Below are 16,204 nucleotides of genomic sequence, written 5' to 3' on the forward strand. Positions count from 1 at the left end.
TGAGTAAATTTCGTCCGCAAATAGTACAGTGTTTTACTTGGCTGTCGTGCGGCGGCCGAGCAGGGGGCGTTGGGGCGAACGCCCCCTGCACCCCCGCGCCTTCGCACACGAATTCAGGTCGCTGTGCGACTTCCTTCCTCCTTCGTTCGGCCTTTACGCACCGGCACTGATTCGCTCCCGGCGAAGCAGTGCCTCGACCAACATCCATGTTGGTCGTGCTGGCCTCTCTCAGTCGTCAGCTGAATTCCAGTGCTCCTGAAGGTTAAGGGATTAAGGTCAAGGGCTTTAAGGTCAAGGGCTGGTTCGATCCGATACGCATTGACGCCAGATACAGATGGTCTTCCGGCCGAACACGAAGGTGATATAAGCAATATTATTTTTACGGCCGGAACAGGCATAGTTGCTGATTTATCGGGTTTATCCGCAGCTAAAAAAGACGCCATTTGGCGTCTTTTTTAGCTTACAACGTTAACTTACCGCTTATATCCTGGCCGTCGCCAGATATTTTGCCATTTCGACTTCCGGTACCATGCCGCCGCCGGTTGCCCATACCAGATGGGTGGCGTTACGCATTTTTTCAGCGGTCAGTTGTTTACTTTCCAGATAGGCTTTATCAGCGGTGACGCGGGACGGGCCCGGCATACCTGCCAGTGCAGAAGGTTCCAGTTGGATGCCTTCGTCGCGATTCATTAAGCCTAACAGGTCATACATTTCCTGATCGCTTAAGGTGTAATAACCATCCAGCAGGCGTTCCATTGCCCGGCCAACAAAACCGGAGGCTCTACCTACTGCCAGACCGTCGGCGGCGGTGACATTATCAATACCGAGATCCTGAACTGAAATGCCATCGTGCAAACCGGTATGCACCCCTAACAGCATACAAGGGGAGTGGGTGGGTTCAGCAAAAATACAGTGGACGTTATCGCCAAACGCCAGTTTCAGACCGAAGGCTACGCCGCCGGGGCCGCCGCCCACGCCGCAAGGCAGATAGACAAATAGTGGATGATTTTCATCGACGACCACATTCATCTGCTCAAACTGGGCTTTTAATCGGCCTCCTGCCACGGAATAACCAAGGAACAGAGTTTGAGAGTTTTCATCATCAATAAAGAAGCAGTTAGGATCGGATTCTGCCTCTTTACGACCTTGCTCTACCGCAACACCGTAATCCTGTTCGTATTCCACCACGTTTACGCCGTGGGAACGCAGCTTCTGTTTCTTCCACTCGCGGGCATCGGCAGACATATGGACGCTGACGCTAAAGCCCAGTTTGGCACTCATGATGCCGATAGACATACCGAGATTACCCGTTGAACCAACCGCAATGCTGTACTGGCTGAAGAATTGCTTAAACTCTTCGGAGAACAGTTTGCTGTAGTCGTCGCTCTCTTGCAGTAATCCTGCCTGCATTGCCAGCTTCTCGGCGTGGGTCAGCACTTCATAAATACCACCGCGTGCTTTAATCGAGCCGGAAATCGGTAAATGACTGTCTTTTTTCAGCAGCATTCTTCCTGTGACCTCAACGCCATAGCGCTGATTCAGGGTTTTCTGCATGTCAGGGATCGCCACGACGTCTGATTCAATAATACCGTTAGTCACCTGAGTTTCCGGGAAGGCTTTGCATAAATAAGGGGCAAAACGCTTCAGTCGGGCTTCGGCTTGCTGTACGTCGCTGGTATTCAGCCCTACGTATGGCAGGCCTTGTTTCAGCGTGGTGGCACGCGGGTTAAACCAGCTCACTTCCTCCAGATCAATCAGGCGTTTAACCAGAGGGAAGTCGTTGATTAATTGTTGAATCTCTGTGCTTTTCATAATGTATCTCTTTTTCAATTAAACCACGTAAGAAAGGAGGAAGGTGCCAGCCAGAGCAATCAGCGAGGCGATAAAGGTTGCTGTGGTGTAATACTTGAAGGTTTCGTTCAGGGTTGCTCCGCAGTACTGTTTCACCAACCAGAACAGAGAATCGGTAACAATGGTACAGCCGATAGCACCCGAACCGATAGCCAACGTAATGATTTCAGGGCTGATATCCGGATACATTGGCAGCAATGGAGAAACAATCGCCGTTGCGCCCATCATGGCGACGGTGGCGGAGCCTACCGCCGCGTGCAGGATGATGGCAACCAGCCAGGCCAGCAGAATTGGATGCATATCCAGATTCGACAGAATAATGGCCAGCGTATCGCTCAGGCCGCTTCCTTTCAAAATACCGTTAAATGCACCGCCGGCACCGATGATCAGCAGGATGTTAGCAATGGAGCCAAAGCACTCTTCGGTTTTCACCAGCAGGGTGCTCATGCCCATGTTGCGTTTAATGCCCAGAATGTAATAGGCCACGAACGCCGCAATAAACATGGCGGTAATGGGGTTACCGACAAACTCCAGCACGGTATACAACGTAGTGCCTTTGGTCATGTTCAGTTCTGCGGCGGTTTTGATCAGCATCAGTGCGATAGGCAGCAGAACGGTAAATAACGTGGCCCCCAGCGATGGTAAATCTTCCTCTTTACGCACTTCGATATCAGAAAACTCAGCCGGAACCGGTTTAAACGGTAGGCGGTTACCCAGAAACTTCAGGAACAGCGGGCCGCCGATTAACGAAGCGAACAGACCAACAATCAGACCGTACACAATCACCGAGCCAATATCGGCACCCAGTTTATTGGTAACGTACAGCGCTGCCGGATGGGGCGGAACAATACAGTGAACCGCCATCAGTGCGGTACACAGAGGAATAGCCAGTTTTAATAAAGAGGTATTGGTTTTTTTAGCAATCGAGAACGCCAGAGGAATAAGTAATACCACACCGACTTCCACAAACAGCGTGATACCACAAACCAGACCCACCAGCACCATGATGACATCAGGTGAGAGCCAGCGGCACCGTTGCAGGGTGATACCAATGCGTTCTGCCGCACCGGATATCTCCATCATCTTACCCAGAATGGTTCCCAGACCAATGACTGCCGCCAGAAAGCCCAGCGTGCCGCCGATACCGCCTTCAATGGCGTTAACCATTTCCAGCGGGTTCATTCCCATTAGCGCACCGACATAGAAACTTGCCAATAACAGCGCCAGGAACGGATGAATCTTCAATTTAACAATGGTAAAAACAATCAAAATGATACTTGTCAGTAAAGTACCGATAACCCAGAGATGTGAGTCCATATCCGACCTCGTTTTATAATAATAAATCCCGTTTGTATTGGATAAGAACCGGCGTTTCCTGACAAACGATAAAAACGGCGTCTTAGATGAACCAGATTGAATCAAATGAGTGACATTTATCAAAAAACCATCGCTGTTTGCGCTTTGAATCACATAAATTCATGCTAAAAGCCTGTCAGACGATGCTCTTCGGTATACTTATTAAACGCTTTACCATCAGGTTTGAGACTTATGTATACCGAAGACAGCTACCTTGCCAGAAATCGACTGCTGAACAGTTATCAGTTATCAAAACTTCACACGTTTGAGGCGGCAGCACGTCACAGCTCTTTTGCCATGGCGGCGGATGAACTCAGCCTCAGCCCCAGCGCCGTTAGTCATCGGATTAATGGGTTGGAGGAGGAGCTGGGCATTAAGCTGTTTCAGCGTTTTCACCGTAAGATTGAGCTGACGCCAGAAGGGCAGCGGGTTTACTGGGCGCTGAAGTCATCGCTGGAGTATCTGAATCAGGAGATTCTGGAGATTAAAAATCAGGAGCTGTCGGGTAATCTGACGGTTTATTCTCGTCCCTCCATCGCTCAGTGCTGGCTGGTGCCTAAGCTGGCGGATTTTGGCCGCCAGTATCCTTCCATCAGTCTGAATATTCTTACCGGTAATGAGAATGTGAATTTTCGCGGTTATGGTATCGATCTGGCGATCTATTTTGATGATATAACGCCGGAAAAACTGGCCTGTCAGCATCTGATGGATGAGTCAATGGTGCCGGTATGCAGCCCGGAATATGCCCGACAGCATCAGTTGCAGGGAAATATCCATAATCTGAAGCACTGCACGCTGCTGCACGACCGGCAGGCATGGAGTTATGATTCAGATACCGATGAATGGAGTTCCTGGGCCCGGCACTTTAACCTCACATTAGAAGCCGATCGCCACAGTATGGGGTTCGATCGTTCCGATTTAGCGATTATTGCGGCGATTAACCATGCGGGTGTGGCAATGGGCAGGAAGAAGCTGGTGAATAAACGACTGGCCAATAACGAGTTAGTAACCCCGTTTCCTGAGATGGAAGTGATGTGTGAACAGCGCTATTACATTGCAACGTTGCCGGAACGGCGGGATCCGAAAATTGATGCGTTTATTGGCTGGTTAAAGGCGGTGGTGTGAGGGCATGACATTTTGTTTAAAGCGAATTTTTTGACTACCGGCGAAATGGTGGCTAGTGAAGGAACGGTATAATCGTGTAGTTTTTGGCCAATAGGGTGAAGGGGAGCTGAGGTGTTTAATTGAAATTTTGAAGAAGCTTCGCAAAATGGTTAAATAAGATAGTCTTGCATTACGGGATCTTAAATGACCAAATGAAAAACACACACCGCCTCTTCGCCATAATACTGTCCACCACCTGGCTTTTACTCTCAGCTCCGGCCATCTCCGCCTCAAATAACCTAAAAACCACCCAGCTTCCCCTCCAGTTTATGGACATCTACACCTGTGACACTGATTGCGATTCTCGCTACCCGATGCATCAGTTATCCCAGCTCCCCGAGCCGCTACAGCAGTTAATCAATCAACAAAACCAGAAAAACATCTATAATCTGGACGGTGGCGAAGACGACGGTTACCTCTTTCTACCCGCCCGAGGCGAGGTACAAATTCTGATAGCCGCGCGCTCTATTGTGGTTAACAGCTTCAGATTAATGACCATAAAAGACCATAAGCTGATCGACCAACAGCTGATTGGTTTTTCCGGCCCGGATGACACAGGGGTAATTAATTTCAGCATTGATAAAGGGTATCGCCTGACGATTAAACGTGGCATATCAGATATCGAACATGAGAAGCCTGTAGTCTGGAGCGAACAGCGAGTTTATGAGATAAGCGAAAATGGCAAACTGTCTGAAATCAATAAATAAAAACTAATTTCAGATACCCCACAACCACCAGCTAAACCAGTTGTTACGGATATATTCAGGAAGGAAAATTATTTGTCCTAAATAATTTTCCTTCCTTTTTTATTGTGGCTTAACAGAAGTCATGTTCTATAAAATCAATAACCTAATGGCATTTTGTTGATTTTAATCAGAAGACCTTTATTTAGCTCAATATAATTACCCTTTTTCAATTGAGATAACATTTTCATCACGCCACTACGAGACAGCCTGGTATGGTCCTGAATATATTGGACGGCCGTAATATTATTCCTGACTTCGTCTGGCTCATGCATAAGATTAATTAACTGGTTACGGGTGATTTCATACGCACTGAGTGCGGTTGTCCTTCCATGGTATTCATGCATACGGCGTATGATATAGGCCTGAAAAATAGATAAATATTCCCACAGATTTTCGCTTTCAATGATTTGAGTTGCTTTGCTCGTAGTAAGAATGGCAATAGTTGTCGTGGTTTTGGTCGTGAAGAAAAAATCCTCTGCTCCCGGAATAAGATTGCTGCTTAACCCTAAAATAGTAGGTGCACTTGATGAATACATGATCATCTCATCCTGTATTCTGTGTAGCTGCACATAACCATCCTGAACCAGATAGCATTGATCGGTACAGTAAAATTTTTTATGCGATGGGCTGATTTCTTGATGAGCATAAGGGGATAATTTATCGATTAGTATTTGAATGGCATCTATTGGTTTTTTTATACTGCTTAATGGCAAATCCATTCTCGTTCTCCATTCGAGTATGTTTAATTTTTTGTATTAATCATTTTTTCTTATTAGGTATTTCCCTGCAGGCATTAAGTACCTATAAACATCCTGTTATAGATTCTTTAACCATGCTTAATATCTTTGCAGGATATTAATTTCCAAGAAAATAATGAGGTGAGTAATATATTAAATGATGGTATTTAAAATAAACGGATTTAATCGGCGAGAAAGTGTTGTTTTAGCTCTCTCAGTGAATTGTGGATTATTATATTTTATTTTTGTTATTTCAAATTCTATTTTGTCTAATTTCAGACTTTTTAATGATAGCTAATTGTTAACCCCTTTTAATTTAATCATGAAATTAGAATTTACTGTTAAATAATAGTTTCTATTATTGTTTATTAGACAATGGTCTGATGTATTAGTGTAATTTTACACCGTTACTTTTTTATTTGTTACTGTATATTATCAAGATTGTGGATGATGGAATGGCTTGGGATTTTTGTATAATCAGGGAAGCATAAATGCATGCTGTAAAGATTATTTATTATATTATTGGCGCCGTTTCCAGAAACCGTAGGACAGCTTTCTCGCCGTCTTTAGATAGATTGAATTTATCCGGTTCTGCCAACCAATACTCAATGATACCAATTACAAATATTCTGATCATGGTCGCATTTTTTTGTATGTCAAAATTTTCTTGGTAAACCCCTGATTCCTTACACTTAATGAGTGCGGACTCAATGTCACCATCATTAAACAGAATGTTTTTGCGAATGTTCTTTATGGAGTCATTTCTGTATGCCAGTTCCCGGTCGGAAAATATTAACGACATAATCATAGCCTGTTTTTTATCATGATAAATAATATCTAACGTTTTAATCAGGGCATCTTTTAGTGCAATAAACGGATTTGTGTTTAGCATTATATGAAAAGGTTTTATATGTTCAGATTTCATCATCTCAAAGTCGCAGAAAATTTCATGCAATATGTCGTCTTTATTTTCGAAATGCCAATAAATCGCCCCCCTGGTTACATTTGCTAATGTGGAAATATCTGAAAGAGAAGTTGATGTGAACCCTTTGCTGGAAAATATTTCCAGTGCGGCATTAAGGATATTTTGTCGAGTAACTAATGCTTCTGTTTTTGTTTTTCTGGCCATAAGACTTGCTGAATATATTTTAGTTAAGATGTTTTCTTTGAGGATATAATGAAAAGTCAAAATAAATCTGCTTTATTCCAGTGTATTATTGGATTAACTATTGTCTTTGCCATTACCGGTTGTAATGATGAAAAAAATACCAGTACGGCACCGACAATATTATCCGTTGATGTTGTTACGGTAAAAGGAATCATCCTTCCGGTTACGACTGAACTGCCTGGTCGTATTTCCGCTTATCGTACCGCGGAAGTTCGTCCTCAGGTTGGTGGAATTTTACTTCATCGCTATTTTTCCGAAGGCAATGATGTTAAAGCCGGGGATTCACTCTATCAGATCGATCCGGCGACTTATCAGGCAGAGCTTGAACAGTCAAAAGCAGATTTGGCTAAATCATTAGCGGCAGCGGAGCTGGCGCGCTTAACCGTGAAACGCTATACCCCTCTGAAAAAAAATCATTATGTCAGCCAGCAAGATTACGACAGCGCCGTGGCGACGGCGAGCCAGGCTGATGCACAAGTGCAGGTCTCACGTGCAGCCGTCGACACTGCCAACATTAAACTGAACTATACCAAAGTTATCTCTCCTATTAGCGGGCGGGCTGGTAAATCATCGGTAACGGAAGGGGCACTTCTGACCACCAATCAGCAAGATGCCATGGTTACCGTACAGCAGCTTGATCCAATCTATGTTGATGTTACCCAGTCCAGCGATAGCTACCTGAGTTTAAAGCGCGCCATATCAAATGGTGAAATGCAAAGCCCGCAGCAGAACGGAGAGGTGAGTTTGCTGATGGACGATGGCAGCCAATATAGCTTAAAAGGCCGGCTCGAGTTTTCCGATATCACCGTAGATAAAGATACCGGCTCTATCACCATAAGGGCGCTATTCCCTAATCCTAAATACGAGCTATTACCCGGTATGTATACCCGCGCCATCATCAATGAAGGCACGCTTAAGAGTGCCATTTTGGTTCCACAGGAGGGCGTGATGCGCGATCCAAAAGGCATGGCCACGGTGATGATCGTTGATGGAGCCAACAAACTTGAAATTAGACCCGTTAATGCAAGCAGGGCCATTGGGAGCCAGTGGTTGATTTCTGCCGGATTAAAAGAGGGTGACAAAGTCGTGGTGAGTAATCTTCAGAAAATCAGGCCAGGCATGACGGTATCGGCCACAGAACGCCCTCTCCACAGTCAGGCTAAGTGAGACGGATTTCATCATTATGATTAAGGCAAAATAAATATGTCTAATTTCTTTATTGAACGGCCAATATTTGCCTGGGTTCTGGCAATTATCGTAATTCTGGGTGGGGCACTGGCGGTTCTTAAACTTCCTATTGCGCAATACCCAACGGTTGCGCCTCCTGCTATTGCTGTATCAGCCACCTATCCCGGTGCGGATGCTCAAACCGTACAGGATTCTGTCACTCAGGTTATCGAACAAAATATGAACGGGGTAGATAACCTGATGTATATGTCCTCAACCAGTGATTCAGCGGGTGGAGTGACCATTACATTAACGTTTAGCTCTGAAACTGACCCGGATATTGCTCAGGTTCAGGTACAGAATAAGCTACAGGGTGCCATGCCGTTACTGCCGCAGGAGGTTCAGCAGCAGGGTATTAGCGTAGAGAAGTCCAGCAGCAGTTATTTGTTGGTTGCCGGTTTTGTTTCTGAAAATGCTGACTTAACGGATGCCGATCTGTCTGACTATGTTTCATCAAATATCAAAGATGAACTCAGCCGTACCAGTGGCGTGGGGAATGTACAGCTGTTTGGCGCGCAATACGCGATGCGTATCTGGTTGGATCCCAACAAATTAAACAAATATCAGTTAACACCCGTTGATATTGTTAATGCACTAAAAGAACAAAATGCGCAGATTGCCGCTGGTCAACTCGGCGGTACACCGTTGGTGGACAATCAAAAGCTCAACGTTTCCATTATTGCGCAAACCCGTCTTACCTCGCCGGATGAGTTTTCACAAATTCTGATAAAAGTGAATTCCGATGGCTCACAAGTCTTATTAAAAGATGTCGCCAGAATTGAGCTGGGCAGTGAAAACTACAACACGCTGGCGAAGATTAACGGTAAGTCAGCTACCGGGTTAGGGATTAAGCTGGCGACCGGTGCCAATGCGCTGGATACCGCCGCCGCAGTAAAATCACGGTTGGCCGAGCTACAGCCTTTTTTCCCGGAAGGGATGAAAACCGTTTACCCTTACGACACGACGCCATTCGTTAAAATATCTATTTTTGAAGTGGTGAAAACGCTATTTGAAGCCATTGTTCTGGTATTTCTGGTGATGTATATCTTCTTACAGAATATCAGAGCAACGCTGATCCCAACTATCGCCGTGCCGGTCGTTCTGTTAGGCACTTTTGCCGTTTTGGCCGCGTTTAATTACTCGATTAATACATTAACCATGTTCGCGATGGTGCTGGCGATCGGACTGTTGGTGGATGATGCCATCGTCGTGGTAGAGAACGTCGAACGGGTGATGGAGGAAGAAGGACTACCGCCTAAAGAAGCAACGCGTAAATCCATGGGGCAAATTCAGGGGGCACTGGTAGGTATCGCACTGGTACTGTCGGCGGTATTCTTCCCGATGGCTTTCTTTAGTGGTTCAACCGGGGCAATTTACCGTCAATTTTCAGTCACCATTATTTCCGCCATGGTGCTATCGGTATTTGTTGCTTTAATACTGACTCCGGCGTTGTGCGCCACATTATTAAAAAGCCATGATGAGAAGCATAAAGAGTATGCCTTTTTCACCTGGTTCAATAAACTCTTCGAAAAGAGTGCCGACCATTACACCGACAGTGTTAGCCGGGTTTTAAATAAGTCGGGGCGCTTTATTGTTATTTATCTGTTTATCTTTATCGGTATGGTGACGCTATTTATTAAGCTACCAACCTCCTTCCTTCCTGACGAGGATCAGGGCGTTTTTATGACCATGGTGCAACTGCCGGTAGGTCAGACTCAGCCCCAAACTCAGGTGGTTCTTGACCAGTTAACGGATTACTTTCTGACGCATGAAAAAGATAACGTTGAGTCGGTATTTACCGTGAATGGATTTAGCTTTAGTGGGCAGGGGCAAAACGCGGGTCTGGCGTTTATTAGCCTGAAGTCCTGGGATGAACGAAGTGGTTCGAAAAACAGTGCTCAGGCCATTATCGGTCGGGCATTCCTTGAATTTCGAAAAATTAAAAATGCCATCGTTATTCCTTTTAACTTGCCGGCGATTATCGAACTGGGTACCGCAACAGGATTTGACTTTGAATTAACCGATAAGGGGAATCTTGGTCATGAGAAGCTGATGCAGGCTCGTAATCAGCTATTGGGTATGGTGGCAGAACATCCGGATATATTGAAGAACGTTCGTCCTAACGGTTTGGAAGATACACCACAATACAAAATACAGATCAATCAAAGTAAGGCTCGTGCATTGGGTGTATCCATTTCCAACATTAATCAGACCATAAGTACTGCATTGGGTGGCAGCTATGTTAACGATTTCGTCGATCGTGGAAGGGTGAAGAAGGTTTACGTTCAGGCCGATGCGCCTTATCGAATGTTGCCAGAGGATATAACCAATTGGTTTGTTCGTAGCAACAATGGCGAAATGGTGCCTTTCTCTGCTTTTGCTTCATCAGTCTGGACTTATGGTTCCCCGCGTCTGGAGCGTTATAACGGTCTGCCTTCTATGGAGATTCAGGGTGAAGCCTCGGAGGGTAAAAGTACCGGTGAAGCCATGACATTAATGGAAGATCTGGTGGGGAAACTCCCTTCAGGTATTGGTTATGACTGGACGGGCATGTCCTATCAGGAGCGCCTTTCCGGTAATCAGGCTCCCGCACTTTATGTTATATCGCTGGTCATAGTTTTTTTATGTCTGGCGGCGCTGTATGAAAGCTGGTCAATACCCATATCGGTGATGTTGGTCGTTCCACTCGGCGTTGTTGGTGCGTTGTTGGCGGCCACTATGCGGGAATTAAATAATGATGTTTATTTTCAGGTAGGGTTACTGACAACGATTGGCTTATCGGCTAAAAACGCCATTCTGATTGTGGAATTCGCCAAGGATTTGATGGAAAAAGAGGGCAAAGACCTTATTCAGGCTACCCTTGAAGCGGTAAGAATGCGCTTAAGACCGATACTGATGACATCGCTGGCCTTTATTCTGGGGGTATTACCTCTGGTTGTGAGTCATGGTGCGGGTTCCGGCGCTCAAAATGCCGTAGGTACCGGCGTAATGGGGGGAATGATTACCGCAACACTGTTAGCGATATTCCTGATACCGGTGTTCTTTGTGGTGGTTCGTCGTCGATTCTCGAAAAAATAGCGGCTGAACGGTATTTCCGGTAGTAATAATAAACGGGAGAGCATGAAGCTCTCCCGTTTTGCATATTTATGATGCTTATCCATTTTTATGCCTGAAGCCGCTCATTTCCCTGTTTTAAAAAATGTTTTTCTCTGTGAGTAAAAAAACAACCTGATTCAAAAAGCATGATCAACTCTATGTTGGCGGTAATTCATGGTGATGATTTTAAGTTGAAAACTATGGCTGGCATCATTAACCGTGGGTAATTAGCTCTGTGGTTTATTATATAAAATAGCTGTATTTGCAAGGTGTTATTGATTGTGACTTAATTTCACCCGTCAAGGTTTAACCTATGCCCGGAATAGAGAAGCGCACTATTTTTATCATCGCTTATGATGTTCCCGTTACTTCGCCAGAAGTCAGTCCAATTTTCTGGCGAAAGAAACCGCGCTTAAACTTACCGCTGAATTTATTACTTTGTTAAATCGGCTGTTTTATTTTTCGTGTAGCAATCATCAGGTTTAAACCGTAAGTGCAAAGTGTACGAATGGTACAACTCAATGGAACGGTAAATGGATAATTCTCGGTTTTTGACATGGATGGTTGCCATCATCATATGTGCTTTATCACCAATAGAAATGGCGCTCGCGGAGCAGGCGGATACCCTACGCCCGGAAAAAACGGCGTTAACGGTAACGACCATGTCCCCTAAAATGATGGAGTGGGACAACACACTACTGGCTACCGGTAATATTGTTGCCTGGCAGGAAGCCAGTGTGAGTACTGAGGCCAGTGGTTTAAGTATCACCCGAGTGTTGGTTGATGTGGGTGATAAGGTTGTGAAAGGCCAACTGCTGGCTGAACTGCAAAATCATACGTTGGAATCAGAATTAGCTCAGGCCAGAGCCGAGCTGGTTCAGGCCATCGCACAGCGAGAGGAGGCCAGAGCCGATGCCGAGCGTGCGCGTAAATTACAAAAGTCTGCGGCACTGAGCGCCCAGCAGATTACTCAATATTTAATTACGGCAAAAATTGCAGAGGCGCGAGTGAAGGCGCATGAGGCTAAAGTGAGCTCTGCGGAGTTTCGCGTTTCTCAAACCCGCATCGTCGCGCCGGATGACGGTACCATCACGATCAGACAGGCTACATTGGGCCATGTTGTCTCCCCTGGCGATATTCTGTTTAAGCTGAACCGTCAGGATCGTATGGAATGGCGCGGTGAGCTGCCGTCAAATGAATTGGCTCAGATTCAGCCAGGACAGCGCGTAAAAATAACCATTAACGGGCAAGATGCCGTTACCGGTCTGGTACGCCAGGTTGCCCCTACGGTAGATCAAAAAACGCGTAATGGTCTGGTATATGTTGACCTTCCTGATTCGTCATCGATTCGTGCTGGCATGTTTGCCTCGGGCAACATTACTGTCAGCCAACGCAAAGGGCTGGCGGTTCCCCTCTCTGCATTGTTATTGCAGGATGGTGCTGCGTATGTGTCTCGTGTAGGCCCCGATAATAAAATTGAGCAGACTAAAGTGACCGCTGGTCAACAGGTTAATGGTTGGGTACCCATCCTTAATGGATTACAACCTGATGATACTCTTGTTGTCAGCGGCGTCAGTTTCCTGTCCGAGGGTGATTCAGTACGTATTGCCTCCCATCAGGCAGACTAAGGAGAAATGCATGAACGTTTCATCCTGGTCTATTAATAATCCTATTCCGGCCATCTTGCTGTTTATGTTACTAACCATTATTGGGTTAGGGGCGTTTAACAGTATGAAAATTCAGAGTATGCCGGATGTAGAACTTCCTATCGTTACCGTGACAGCAACTCTACAAGGGGCTGCGCCTTCCCAGATAGAAACCGATATTGCCCGTAAGCTGGAAAACACCATTGCCTCTGTTCAGGACGTAAAACATATTTCCACCACCATACAGGATGGTGTGGCCACGCTGGTGATTGAGTTTCGGATAGAGAAATCCATTCAGGATGCAATGGATGATGTACGTGATGCAGTAGCTCGTATTCGCTCTGATTTACCTGCTGCCATGAACGAACCGATTATCGCCAAACTCGATCTGGCCGGTATGCCGGTTTTAGCCTATGCGGTGCACGCTTCCAAAATGGATGAGCAAGCGCTCTCATGGTTTGTGGATAACGATATCGCCAAGACACTGTTGAATATTAAGGGTGTTGGTTCAGTGAGCCGGGTGGGTGGTGTAACGCGGCAAATCAATGTTGAGCTTTTACCCGAGCGGTTACTGGCGCTGCAAATCTCCGCTGCTGATATCTCCCGACAGTTAAAAATGACGCAACAGGAAGCATCGGCAGGTCGTGCGGATATCGGCCAGTTGGAACAGCGAGCCCGCACGCTGGCGACGGTACGTAATGTCGATGAGTTGGCAAACATGAATATGCTGCTCTCTGATGGACGTCAGGTGCGTTTAAATCAGATCGCTACCGTTAGTGATGCTACGGCTGAGCAGCGCAGTGCAGCCTTTCTGGATGGAAAACCGGTAGTGGCGTTTGAAGTGGTGAGAACCAAAGACGGCAGCGATGTAGAGATCATGCACGCGGTACGGGAACAGCTGGCAGAATTGCATCAAAAGCATCCGGATATAGTGATAAGCGAAGCGTTCAACTCTGTTGATCCTACGGTTGAAAACTATGAAGGCTCGATGAGCTTACTGTATGAAGGTGCTTTTCTGGCAATTATCGTGGTATGGATTTTTCTGCGTAACTGGCGGGCAACGTTTGTGGCTACGGTGGCATTGCCATTGTCGATTATTCCTACCTTTGCCGCGATGTACCTGATGGGATTTTCGCTCAATACCGTTACGTTGCTCTCACTGTCGTTAGTGGTAGGAATTCTGGTAGATGATGCCATCGTTGAAATTGAAAACATCATGCGTCACCTGTCCATGGGGAAAACCCCGATGCAGGCTGCCAGAGAGGCGGCCGATGAGATTGGTCTGGCGGTTATCGCCACGACTTTCACGTTGATTGCCGTTTTCCTGCCTACGGCGTTTATGCCGGGTATTGTTGGACGCTTCTTTATTCAGTTTGGCTGGACGGCCGCTATTGCCGTGTTTTTCTCGCTGGTGGTTGCTCGTTTACTAACACCAATGATGGCAGCTTATATGCTCAAACCGTTAGCGCATGCCCACCGTCAGGCCGGCTGGGAACGGGGCTTTTCTCGTGCGGCAAGCTGGGCGATGAAAAACCGCCTCAAAACCGTAATGGTGACGATGCTGTTCTTCTTTGGGGTGTTGCTGGGGCTGGGGCCTCTGTTGCCTACGGGATTCACCACGCCGGATGATTTGTCACAAACTCAGGTGAGCATCACACTGCCGCCGGGTAGTCGCTTTGAGCAGACGCTGGCTTTAACCAAGCAGGCGGAAGCGATTGTCAGGGCACATCCTCAGGTGCGAACAATTTATACCACGATAGGCGGTGGTTCTGCCGGGGGCAATCTGGGTGACGATCAGGGGGAAGCCGATCCTCGTCAGGCTACGCTAACCATTAACCTTTCTCCCCGTGGGGAACGTAGCGGCATCAGCAAACAGCAAATTGAAGCGCAACTACGTGAACAACTGGATGTATTGCCGGGCGCGCGGCTGAAGGTGGCTTTTGATGGTTCAACGGAGAAGTATCAAATTGCGTTAACCGGAGATGACAGCGATGCGCTTATTACTCATGCGCGAAAAGTGGTCAGTGAGATGCGTCGTATTCCCGGTATCGGGCATGTTACATCCAATGCCAGTCTGGTACGTTCAGAAGTGATCATTCGCCCGGATTTTGCCCGGGCAGCCGATCTGGGCGTAACGACTGAAGCCATTGCCGATACGCTGCGGGTTGCGACTATCGGGGACTACGATCAGGCACTGGCTAAACTCAATTTAGACCAGCGGCAGATCCCAATTGTGGTCAAATTAGAGGAGAAAGCGCGGCAGAATCTGGCATTGTTATCCCGACTTACGGTACCTGGCGCTCAGGGGCCTGTGATGTTAGCGAATGTGGCAACGGTTACCATGGTTGACGGCATCGACCAGATAAAACGCTACGACCGCCGCCGTACCATAGATATTGAAATAGAGCTTAACGGTGTCCCTCTCGGCGACGTTAATGAACGTGTTTATAACTTACCGAGTATGCAGCAGCTTCCTCCGGGGATTTACACCAGCCAGATGGGCGATGCCGAACTGATGGTGGAGTTAATGTCAGGATTTGCAATTGCCATGGGAACCGGTGTCCTGTGCATTTTTATTGTGCTGGTGTTGTTGTTTAAGGATTTTATGCAACCGGTCACCATTCTGGCGGCACTGATATTATCAGTACCCGGTGCGATACTGTCGCTGTTCCTTGCTCAAAAATCATTTTCTATGCCCGCCATGCTGGGGCTGATTATGTTGATGGGAGTGGCGACGAAAAACTCAATTCTGCTGGTGGAGTATGCGATTAAAGCGCGGGCAGAAATGGGCATGGCGCGCTTTGAGGCACTGGTTGACGCGGGTAAAAAGCGTGCTCGTCCTATTGTGATGACCACCTTTGCTATGGGCGGCGGTATGTTGCCGATTGCCCTTGGACTGGGTGTAGACCCCAGCTTTCGTTCTCCGATGGCGATTGCGGTGATTGGTGGCTTAATCACCTCTACCTTTCTCAGCCTGATCGTTATCCCGGTGATTTTTACCTATATCGATGATTTGCGCTTATGGGGCTTACGTCAGGTAGATCGCCTGCGGCATCGCTAAATGATATGTTTGCTATAAGGGCAGAACTCAGGTTTTGCCCTTTTTTATTGTCGGCGACATATTCATATTGGTCATGCAAATAAAAAGTTGTACTAATCCGGCTGATTCAACTTATTAATCAATTAAATACCATTTTTCATGTTATTTATCAT

10 protein-coding genes are annotated in these 16,204 nt (G+C 46.6%); 6 read left to right on the forward strand and 4 right to left on the reverse strand.

What is annotated here, in order from left to right:
* Window positions 1-480: 480 nt before the first annotated feature.
* Together I2494_RS05180 and dsdX are read right to left on the reverse strand one after the other, a co-directional pair.
* Entirely contained in the window at window positions 481-1,812 is a 1,332-nt protein-coding gene (locus tag I2494_RS05180; protein ID WP_218466048.1) for a D-serine ammonia-lyase, read from the reverse strand.
* Between the two features lie 18 nt (window positions 1,813-1,830).
* Entirely contained in the window at window positions 1,831-3,168 is a 1,338-nt protein-coding gene (dsdX, locus tag I2494_RS05185) for a D-serine transporter DsdX (RefSeq protein WP_218466049.1), read from the reverse strand.
* A gap of 231 nt (window positions 3,169-3,399) precedes the next feature.
* Here dsdX and dsdC point away from each other — a divergent pair, with 231 nt between their 5' ends.
* Together dsdC and I2494_RS05195 are read left to right on the forward strand one after the other, a co-directional pair.
* Window positions 3,400-4,332 carry a DNA-binding transcriptional regulator DsdC gene (gene dsdC, locus I2494_RS05190; protein WP_218466050.1) on the forward strand — a complete coding sequence of 311 codons (933 nt, stop codon included), beginning with the start codon at window positions 3,400-3,402 and terminating at the stop codon, window positions 4,330-4,332.
* Window positions 4,333-4,523: 191 nt separating this feature from the next.
* A complete protein-coding gene (locus tag I2494_RS05195) occupies window positions 4,524-5,078 on the forward strand; it encodes a hypothetical protein (RefSeq protein WP_218466051.1) in 555 nt (184 codons plus the stop codon).
* 134 nt (window positions 5,079-5,212) lie between these two features.
* Here I2494_RS05195 and I2494_RS05200 read toward each other — a convergent pair whose 3' ends face one another.
* Together I2494_RS05200 and I2494_RS05205 are read right to left on the reverse strand one after the other, a co-directional pair.
* Window positions 5,213-5,836 carry a winged helix-turn-helix transcriptional regulator gene (locus I2494_RS05200; protein WP_218466052.1) on the reverse strand — a complete coding sequence of 208 codons (624 nt, stop codon included), beginning with the start codon at window positions 5,834-5,836 and terminating at the stop codon, window positions 5,213-5,215.
* A gap of 532 nt (window positions 5,837-6,368) precedes the next feature.
* Window positions 6,369-6,983: a TetR family transcriptional regulator gene (locus I2494_RS05205; protein WP_218466053.1), complete on the reverse strand. Its 615-nt coding sequence runs from the start codon at window positions 6,981-6,983 to the stop codon at window positions 6,369-6,371.
* A gap of 48 nt (window positions 6,984-7,031) precedes the next feature.
* Between I2494_RS05205 and I2494_RS05210 the strand changes: the two genes are divergently transcribed.
* The 4 genes from I2494_RS05210 (at window position 7,032) to I2494_RS05225 (ending at window position 16,052) form a co-directional block, all read left to right on the forward strand.
* Window positions 7,032-8,189: an efflux RND transporter periplasmic adaptor subunit gene (locus tag I2494_RS05210; RefSeq protein ID WP_218466054.1), complete on the forward strand. Its 1,158-nt coding sequence runs from the start codon at window positions 7,032-7,034 to the stop codon at window positions 8,187-8,189.
* 36 nt (window positions 8,190-8,225) lie between these two features.
* Window positions 8,226-11,327, forward strand: a complete 3,102-nt coding sequence (locus I2494_RS05215; protein ID WP_218466055.1) for an efflux RND transporter permease subunit — start codon at window positions 8,226-8,228, stop codon at window positions 11,325-11,327.
* Between the two features lie 551 nt (window positions 11,328-11,878).
* Window positions 11,879-12,973, forward strand: a complete 1,095-nt coding sequence (locus I2494_RS05220; RefSeq protein ID WP_218466056.1) for an efflux RND transporter periplasmic adaptor subunit — start codon at window positions 11,879-11,881, stop codon at window positions 12,971-12,973.
* Window positions 12,974-12,983: 10 nt separating this feature from the next.
* The gene (locus tag I2494_RS05225) at window positions 12,984-16,052 is read left to right on the forward strand and encodes an efflux RND transporter permease subunit (RefSeq protein ID WP_218466057.1); all 3,069 of its coding nucleotides are present in this window, start codon (window positions 12,984-12,986) and stop codon (window positions 16,050-16,052) included.
* The last annotated feature ends 152 nt before the right edge of the window (window positions 16,053-16,204 follow it).

The sequence above is a fragment of the Limnobaculum allomyrinae genome (assembly GCF_016649425.1).
In the GTDB taxonomy this organism is placed as follows: domain Bacteria; phylum Pseudomonadota; class Gammaproteobacteria; order Enterobacterales; family Enterobacteriaceae; genus Limnobaculum; species Limnobaculum allomyrinae.

Coding starts and splice junctions, on each gene's coding strand:
- I2494_RS05180 (WP_218466048.1), bottom strand. CDS start 1,812: ATGAAAAGCACAGAGATTCAACAATTAATCAACGACTTCCCTCTGGTT.
- dsdX (WP_218466049.1), bottom strand. CDS start 3,168: ATGGACTCACATCTCTGGGTTATCGGTACTTTACTGACAAGTATCATT.
- dsdC (WP_218466050.1), top strand. CDS start 3,400: ATGTATACCGAAGACAGCTACCTTGCCAGAAATCGACTGCTGAACAGT.
- I2494_RS05195 (WP_218466051.1), top strand. CDS start 4,524: ATGAAAAACACACACCGCCTCTTCGCCATAATACTGTCCACCACCTGG.
- I2494_RS05200 (WP_218466052.1), bottom strand. CDS start 5,836: ATGGATTTGCCATTAAGCAGTATAAAAAAACCAATAGATGCCATTCAA.
- I2494_RS05205 (WP_218466053.1), bottom strand. CDS start 6,983: ATGGCCAGAAAAACAAAAACAGAAGCATTAGTTACTCGACAAAATATC.
- I2494_RS05210 (WP_218466054.1), top strand. CDS start 7,032: ATGAAAAGTCAAAATAAATCTGCTTTATTCCAGTGTATTATTGGATTA.
- I2494_RS05215 (WP_218466055.1), top strand. CDS start 8,226: ATGTCTAATTTCTTTATTGAACGGCCAATATTTGCCTGGGTTCTGGCA.
- I2494_RS05220 (WP_218466056.1), top strand. CDS start 11,879: ATGGATAATTCTCGGTTTTTGACATGGATGGTTGCCATCATCATATGT.
- I2494_RS05225 (WP_218466057.1), top strand. CDS start 12,984: ATGAACGTTTCATCCTGGTCTATTAATAATCCTATTCCGGCCATCTTG.